This window comes from Psychromonas sp. (assembly GCF_983033635.1).
Genome location: NZ_CEZLMY010000155.1, coordinates 1 through 8,520 on the forward strand (window position 1 = coordinate 1; position 8,520 = coordinate 8,520).

Genomic DNA, 8,520 nt, shown 5'->3' on the forward strand with positions numbered 1-8,520 from the left:
TGAATGGTTGTTCCCTTATCGAATGCTGTAACGCAATACTGGTTTTCGAGCTGAGTCCCCGCAGGGCAAGCCAAATTGCACATTGAAGTAACATGGGTATATATTTAATAATACAGTTTTCTTCCCATAAATTAAACGCTATAAACTTTATGGTCATTTTTCTACCTTTATTATTAATAACAACTTGACGCATTTACTAAAAAACGGTACTTATTAACCAATAAATTAAATTTTTAGAGGTTAATTGATGAAAACCGTTTTTTCACTGCTGCCAACTTTACTCCTTATGCTTAATGCGTACGGGTGGCGAGTGTCTGAATAACATCAGTTAAAACTCCAAAAACCCGTGCCATGCGCGGGTTTTTTTATACCTGCGTATAAATCACATTTTTATACCTGCGTGTATATTACCTAACTCAAAAGAAGAGGGATTTCTTATGTCCGATCAAGTTATTATTTTTGACACTACATTACGCGATGGCGAACAGGCATTAAGTGCAAGTCTGACCGTAAAAGAAAAATTACAGATCGCATTTGCTCTCGAGCGTTTAGGTGTTGATGTGATGGAAGTCGGTTTCCCTATTTCATCTCCTGGTGATTTTGAATCTGTGCAGACGATTGCACAAGAGATTAAAAACAGCCGGGTTTGTGCTCTCTCCCGTGCACTACCTAAAGATATTGATGCTGCTGCACAAGCTTTAAAAGTAGCAGATGCATTCCGCATCCATACCTTTATTTCAACATCAACTATTCACGTTGAAAACAAATTAAAACGTAGTTTTGAAGATGTATTAGAGATGGGTGTTAATGCCGTTAAATATGCACGTAACTTTACTGATGATGTTGAATTTTCATGTGAAGATGCCGGTCGTACACCGATTGATAATTTATGCCGTATGGTTGAAGAAGCGATTAAAGCGGGCGCAACCACGATCAATATTCCCGATACTGTAGGTTATACGATTCCAAGTGAATTTGGCGGTATTATCCAAACCCTATTTAACCGCGTGCCAAATATTGATAAAGCAATTATTTCTGTACATTGCCATGATGATTTAGGTATGTCTGTTGCCAATTCAATCACAGCGGTTGAAAACGGCGCTCGCCAAATCGAATGTACCATGAATGGTATTGGTGAACGTGCTGGTAACTGTTCACTTGAAGAAGTGGCAATGATTTTACAGACGCGTAAAAGCAAAATGGGTTTCTCAACGAATATTAACCCGGTTGAAATTTCACGTTGCAGTCAATTGGTTAGCCAGCTTTGTAATATGCCAATTCAAGCAAATAAAGCGATTGTTGGTGCAAATGCTTTCTCTCACTCATCAGGTATTCACCAGGATGGCGTTTTAAAGTCGCAAAATACTTATGAGATTATCACACCGGAAAGTGTAGGTATTTCAACTAATAAATTAAACTTAACCTCTCGTTCAGGTCGCCATGTCATTCAGCACCGTATGCAGGAGTTAGGTTACCGAGATAGTGATTATGATCTTGAAGCGTTATACAGCAGCTTCTTAGAATTGGCAGATAAAAAAGGCCAAGTATTTGATTATGACTTAGAAGCGTTAATGTTCTTTAACCAGGTAAATAATGAACCTGAATATTACAAATTAGAAAGTATCAACGTACAGTCTGGCTCTGGTTTGGTGGCAACGGCAACGGTAACGATGACCATTGGCGATCAACAGAAAATCGTTGAAGCGGCAACAGGTAATGGCCCGATTGATGCCGCTTACCAATGTTTAATGCGTATTTCCGATTTAGATATCAGCATGGACAATTACAAAATCAGCGCCAAAGGTGAAGGTAAAGATGCACTGGGCCAAGTGGATATTGTTGCTACCTATAAAGAGCAAAAATTCCATGGTTTAGGTCTATCAACAGATATTATCGAATCTTCTGCTAAAGCTATGGTCCATGTAATGAACCATATTCACTTAGCAAAAGCGGTTGAACAACAGAAGAGAGAGCGCCTGCATACTGAACAGGTTTAATTTAACCTATTTTACAGGCAACCTTGTGTTGCCTTTATACTCAAACCATACCAATCTGCTTAATATTATGGTCTATTTGTGGAAGTGCGACTTCAGTCGCGCCTATGATATTGCGCGGTTAAAACCGCACTTCCAAAAACAAAAACAGATCAGTTAATTTTGCAGATTGCTATCACCTCAATATGCAGATTCCTCCATCTTGATGGTGGCTTGGGTATATTATTTTAAGAGAAGTAAAAAGTAATGAAAATCATTGTTATTCCTGTTACCCCTTTTGAGCAAAACTGCAGTTTAGTGATTTGTGAAGAAACCAATACAGCGGCGATTGTTGATCCAGGTGGAGACCCTGCACGTATTTTAAAAATCGTCGCCGAGCAGAATGTCAAGGTCGATAAAGTAATCTTAACGCATGGTCACTTAGATCATGTTGGTGGCACAGAGGCGACGGCAAAAGCGTTAGATGTGCCTGTTGTTGGTCCTGAAAAAGAAGATCTATTCTGGCTTGAGCAGTTAGAAGCACAGAGCCAACGTTTTGGTTTCCCAACCACCAGCAGTTTTACACCAAATAAATGGTTAGCTGAAAACGATATTGTTGAAGTGGGCAATATTAAACTGAAAGTATTACATATTCCGGGTCATACACCAGGGCATATCGCCCTGCTTGATGAACAAAGCAAGCAGGTGATTGTCGGCGACATTCTCTTTAATGGCGGCATTGGTCGTTTTGATTTCCCGCGTGGTAATCAGACGCAGCTAATTACCGGCATTAAGAAGAAGTTATTAACCCTGCCGGCTGAAACAATCGTTTATCCTGGCCACGGACCAACGACAACCATCGGCAAAGAGAAAGCCAGCAATCCTTTTTTGCGTTAATTGCCAGGTTAAAAAATAGAGACAAAAAAAAAGGGCTAAATGCCCTTTTTTTATAACCCCAAAAACCGATTACAGCGGGATCACGCGTCCATTGACGGTTAACTCGCCCTGTTCAAATTGTGTTTCTAAACTCAGTTTTTGATCCTGCTGCTTTAAAAAGCCTGTCATCAGCCCCATTTTCAATGACTCAGACAGAGTTGGCTCTTCCAGCAAAGCTTCAGGTAAAAACAAATTGCCATTACCTGAAACGTAATCAAGCAACATAAAGGGATTAACTACAACCTCCGAAAGTGTAGCGCCTTGCTGCAGTGTTATTGTTAAATAACCATCCACTGCCCCCCAGGGAGTTTGTGAGCTTAATTTCGAAAGGGTTAACTGCGCGCCATGTGCCATTAATTCCGTGAGCGCCTTGCCAACTTCTTGTTGATCACCTGAACCACTGCTTAAAAGATTAAGTGCAGGAGAATACAAACCCTTTATATCAAGCTTGATATGGTTGTTGGTAAATACTTTTTCTGTGCCGTTTGCAATTTGATAAGAGCTGATTTTCCATTCATTACTGCTGTCAATGGTATCGGTTTGCTCACCAGAACGACTGCTCCCCCGTAGTTCAAGCCCTTGTAATTGCGATTGAGCACTTTCTTGTTGGATAACAATTTTGCCAATTTCAGTAAAGTAATCATATTCATTGCCTGCTGAGAACAGGTTGAAATTAGAGCGAAGCTGCACTGAATCAACACTAAAATCGCCATCACTTGTTTGTGCATCTAATCCAGCCCAATTTAAATTAACCAATCCAGAATAATCGTGCAGATTAACTTGATAATCTAACTGCAAAGCTTTTGTTGCAAACTGCTCGGTTTCACTCTTATAACTGCCCGCCAATACATTTAGCTGGCCAGTTAATTGACCCAATAAATTAATCTCTTCTCGTGAGCTCACCCAGTTTTCACTGGCAAAATAGTTTTGTACTTTTTCCGCTAGCTCAGGATCAGCCAAACTGATTTTATTTTTTATTAGCGCCTTGAATGGGTAATGTTTTATTGAGCTGGTAACTGTAACAACTATCGGCGTTTCTCCCTCAAGCGTCACTGTAACCTGACTGATAGCAGTTGCCTTTAAAAACTGTTTATCATAACTAATCAGTTTACTTGAGAAACCTTGCTGCTGTTTTTTTGCAAACATTTTTTGGGTTTCGTTTTCTACCATTTCACCGACAAAGTAGGTACTTGATAATAAAACGACACTTAAAACAAACAAACCAATTAATAATTTTTTCATTGATATTCCAAGTTAATAATCATCTAGCGGAGATGCATTCAAAGTAGTTTGGGTATTACAGCGAGTAAAACACTAGTTGCCCATTGACTTAAAATGTCACGATATTGCTTCATTATTGAATTAAAACATTGTAGATTACAATAACAAGGTTACTTAAACACGTGATTTGTCTATTATTTATACTCAAACCACTCTGGTATACACAAGTTTACCATCTTATTTTTTAGGAGCATTAATGACTTCACATAAATGGCACTGGTTACATAGCCCAATTACCGGCGGTGTATTATTGGTTATCGCAGCATCGATTGCACTTATTTGGGCAAACATAATGCCCGATCATTACCACCACTTTTGGCACGACACCTTATGGGAAGTATCAACAGGTTTCAGTGACAAAATGCATGTCATAAATTTCCATAAAATTGCCAATGAATTTTTAATGGCCATATTCTTCTTTTTCATCGGTTTAGAGATTAAACGCGAATTATTAGATGGTGAGCTTTCCAGCTTTCAAAAAGCATCATTACCACTATTTGCGGCCTTAGGTGGGGTTATTATCCCTGCTGGTATCTATTATCTAATTAATATGGGACTTCCCTCTGCCAATGGCTGGGGCATTCCAATGGCAACGGATATCGCTTTTGCGTTGGGTGTATTAGCGATTGTTGGCAGCCGTGTACCTGTCTCCTTAAAAGTGTTTTTATCTGCCTTGGCTATCGGCGATGATTTAATGGCGGTTATTGTTATTGCCATTTTTTATACCGAGCAAATATTTGTTAATGAATTGCTGGTCGGTTTAGTCGGCCTGGTGATTTTAGGGATAGCCAACCGTGTAGGTGTCCGTAGCCCCATCTTTTATTACACTATCGGTTTAACTATTGTCTGGATAAGCTTCTTAGCATCCGGCGTGCATGCGACCATTGCCGGTGTGGCAGTGGCCTTTACTATTCCGTCCCGTCGCGAAATATCGATGGACAGTTACCTTGATCAAGCCAAGGTACTATTAGATGATTTAGAGGTTGATCGCCATTGTGAGAAGGATGTACTGACTAAGCATGCCATTAAGACACTGAAAAAAATCAAGGCAATCAGCTTTCAGGCGGCCAATCCGTTGCAGCTTAAAGAGGAAGCATTACATCCAATTTCAACACTGTTCATTGTGCCATTTTTCGCCCTTGGAAATGCCGGTGTTATTATTGATAGCAGCATGCTTGCTCAAATCACAAATCCAGTGGTATTGGGTATTGCTGCCGGTTTGATTGTGGGTAAACCACTTGGTATTTTCCTGTTTACTAAACTGCTTACGCTGTTAAATTGGGGACACCTCCCGAAAGGCATTACCTGGTCGCATGTTATTGGTGCTGGTTTCTTAGCAGGTATGGGGTTCACCATGTCACTGTTTATTACCGATCTTGCTTTCAAAGATCCTGAGTTCCAAATTATTGCTAAAGTTGCCGTCTTAGTGGCGTCAGTCATCTCTGGTATTATTGGCTACATTATTTTGATACGCACAGCAAAACAACCATAACCTATCCAAGCCTGCGACTCATTAGCAGGCTTTTTTATATTTTAAAATGGTAGCGATCAATATGAACGATGCAAAACACTTAAAAAAAATGAAAGCGATCAAAGAAAAACAGGATCAAAAAATTGCCGCTGCTGCTGAGGAACGTGGCGTATCGATATTACTTGCAGGCCCGGGGAAAGGGAAAAGCAGCTCTGCATTTGGTATGTTAGCGCGCTCCTTAGGTCATGGCCACAAGGTTGCTGTGGTGCAGTTTTTGAAGGGCTCAATGGCAACAGGCGAAGAGCTATTTTTCAGTGCCCATAAAAATGTCGATTGGTTTGCCATGGGTGACGGTTTTACTTGGGAAACACAAAACAAAGAGCAGGATATCGCCAGTGCCCGCAAAGCATGGGCAAAAGCACAGCAGCTATTAGCAGACGGACAATATCAATTAGTGATCCTTGATGAAATCACCTATATGTTTAGCTATCACTATCTGGATATTAAACCGACCATCGACGCCTTAAAAAACCGTCCTGAAAAAATGAATGTGGTATTAACCGGGCGAAGGCCAGCGCAGGAGTTAATTGATGCGGTAGATACCTACAGCCTGATTTTAAATGAGAAACATGCATTTAAAGCGGGTGTTAAAGCGCAGGCAGGTATTGAGTGGTAGATGAAAAACAGCTAGAAAATAGCCTTTGGGCTACTTTCTAGCTGATTATTTTAACTATTTTATTCCCGAGTGACGCAGCAAAGCATCGATATTAGGCTCTCGCCCCATAAAGTTTTTAAATAACACCATTGGCTCTTCACTGCCGCCTTTTTCTAAAATAGCTTGTAGGAACGCTTGTCCTGCTTGTTCATTAAAAATACCCAGCTCTTCAAAGCGAGAAAAAGCATCCGCAGATAAAACTTCCGCCCACTTGTAACTGTAATAACCAGCAGCATAACCACCAGCAAAGATATGACTAAAGCTATGCTGGAAACGATTAAATTTCGGCGGAACAATCACTGCAACTTGTTCGCGAATCGCACTTAAAACATTTTCAACTTGCGAACCAAGCCCCGGTTTGTATTGATGATGTAAGACAAAATCAAACAATGAAAACTCTAATTGGCGCAGCATCATTAATGCGCTGTTATAGTTTTTGCTGGCTAGCATCTTTTCAAGTAACTCAGCTGGCAAAGTTTCACCCGTCTCTACATGCCCGGAAATCAGCGTTAATGCCTCAGGCTCCCAGCACCAGTTTTCAAGAAACTGACTTGGTAATTCCACGGCATCCCATGGGACACCATTAATACCCGAGACAGATGATGATTCTATTTTACTTAACATATGGTGCAGACCATGCCCAAACTCATGGAACAGGGTGATCACTTCATTGTGACTAAATAATGCAGGTTTATCAGCAACAGGTTTAGTGAAATTACAGGTTAGATAAGCAACCGGCAGTTGTAATTCACCATTTACTAAACGACGGCGTACACGGCAATCATTCATCCATGCTCCACCACGTTTAAATTCGCGCGCATAAAGATCTAAATAAAAGCTGCCAAGGTGAGTTTGCTGCTGATCATAGATATCGAAAAAACGCACATCTTGATGCCAGCTATCAAAATCAAACACCTCTTTAATGGTTAAACCAAATAAACGATTTACCACAGCAAACAAACCATTTACGACTTTGTTTTCAGGAAAGTAGGGACGAAGTGTTTCATCAGAAATAGCATAACGGTGCTGTTTTAATAATTCCGAATAGTAACTTAAATCCCAAGCTTGCAACTCTTCCTGACCATCCATCTCTTTGGCAAAAGCTAAGACTTGGTCGCGCTCTGCAATTGCTTGCGGATATGATTTTTCAGCAAGCTCAGTTAAAAAAGTGATCACTTGCTCAGGGCTTTCAGCCATTTTCGTGGCTAAACTGTATTCGCCATAATCAGAAAAATCCAATAACTCAGCTAATTCATGGCGCAGTGCTAATAGTTGTTCGATAATTTCAGAGTTATCAAACTCTCCTGCATTCGGTCCTTGATCTGATGCGCGTGTAGCAAACGCCTGATACACCTCTTCGCGTAACTCGCGGTTTTTAGCGTAAGTAATAACTGGCAGATAACTTGGAAATTCTAATGTTAACAAATACCCCTGCAGCTGTTTTTCTTGTGCGGCTTGCTTAGCTGCTGCTAACGCACTTTCCGGCACCCCAGCTAATTCATCAACATCCGTTATTAATTTGCTCCACGCTAAGGTCGCATCCATAACGTGATTGCTAAATTGTGACTGCAACTGTGCAAGTTGTTGCTTAATCTCACCATAACGTTGTTTTTTATCATCAGATAATGCGATACCCGCTAATTTAAAATCACGCAAAGCATCATTAATCACTTTTTGCTGCTCTGCTTTTAAGCAAGCAAACTGCTCACTATTAGCAATACTTAAATACGCTTCATATAACCCCTTATGCTGACCAACAAACGTCCCATATTCAGCAAACAGAGGCAGACAGGTATCATGTGCTTCACGAAGCGCATCATTACTAACAACCGCATTCATATGCGAAACTGGCGACCATAATTTAGCTAAGTGATCATCCGCCTCATCTAAAACATTAACAAAATTATCCCAAGTAAAGTGAGTCAGGCTTTTTAATTTTTCTTCTATCAATGCTTTATTATCACTAATAGCTTGTTTCACAGCAGGTATTATTTGCTCCGGTGTGATTTGACTAAATAAAGGCAAACCATCAGTTTGGTTGATACTTGATTTTTCAGTATTATTCATAGCAGTCTTCTAAATAAAGGAAAAGTTACGGTTTTACGTTTATACCTATGATACCTCAAGGTGCTTTATCAGGACTC

General features: G+C 40.2%; 6 protein-coding genes. 4 read left to right on the forward strand and 2 right to left on the reverse strand.

The genetic code is table 11. The features are described from left to right. The first annotated feature begins 437 nt into the window (after positions 1-437). Together leuA and AC4GME_RS15235 are read left to right on the forward strand one after the other, a co-directional pair. Entirely contained in the window at positions 438-1,997 is a 1,560-nt protein-coding gene (leuA, locus tag AC4GME_RS15230; RefSeq protein WP_490378419.1) for a 2-isopropylmalate synthase, read from the forward strand. Positions 1,998-2,240: 243 nt separating this feature from the next. Continuing rightward, positions 2,241-2,870 carry an MBL fold metallo-hydrolase gene (locus AC4GME_RS15235; protein WP_490378418.1) on the forward strand — a complete coding sequence of 210 codons (630 nt, stop codon included), beginning with the start codon at positions 2,241-2,243 and terminating at the stop codon, positions 2,868-2,870. 69 nt (positions 2,871-2,939) lie between these two features. Here AC4GME_RS15235 and AC4GME_RS15240 read toward each other — a convergent pair whose 3' ends face one another. After that, the gene (locus AC4GME_RS15240; RefSeq protein WP_490379692.1) at positions 2,940-4,151 is read right to left on the reverse strand and encodes a DUF945 family protein; all 1,212 of its coding nucleotides are present in this window, start codon (positions 4,149-4,151) and stop codon (positions 2,940-2,942) included. Between the two features lie 235 nt (positions 4,152-4,386). Here AC4GME_RS15240 and nhaA point away from each other — a divergent pair, with 235 nt between their 5' ends. Both nhaA and cobO read left to right on the forward strand, forming a co-directional pair. Further along, on the forward strand, positions 4,387-5,682 hold the full coding sequence (gene nhaA, locus AC4GME_RS15245; protein WP_490379693.1) for a Na+/H+ antiporter NhaA: 1,296 nt from the start codon (positions 4,387-4,389) through the stop codon (positions 5,680-5,682). A 61-nt stretch (positions 5,683-5,743) separates the two neighbouring features. Then, entirely contained in the window at positions 5,744-6,337 is a 594-nt protein-coding gene (gene cobO / locus AC4GME_RS15250; protein WP_490378680.1) for a cob(I)yrinic acid a,c-diamide adenosyltransferase, read from the forward strand. Between the two features lie 54 nt (positions 6,338-6,391). Here cobO and prlC read toward each other — a convergent pair whose 3' ends face one another. After that, a complete protein-coding gene (gene prlC, locus AC4GME_RS15255) occupies positions 6,392-8,443 on the reverse strand; it encodes an oligopeptidase A (RefSeq protein WP_490378681.1) in 2,052 nt (683 codons plus the stop codon). Positions 8,444-8,520 lie beyond the last annotated feature (77 nt).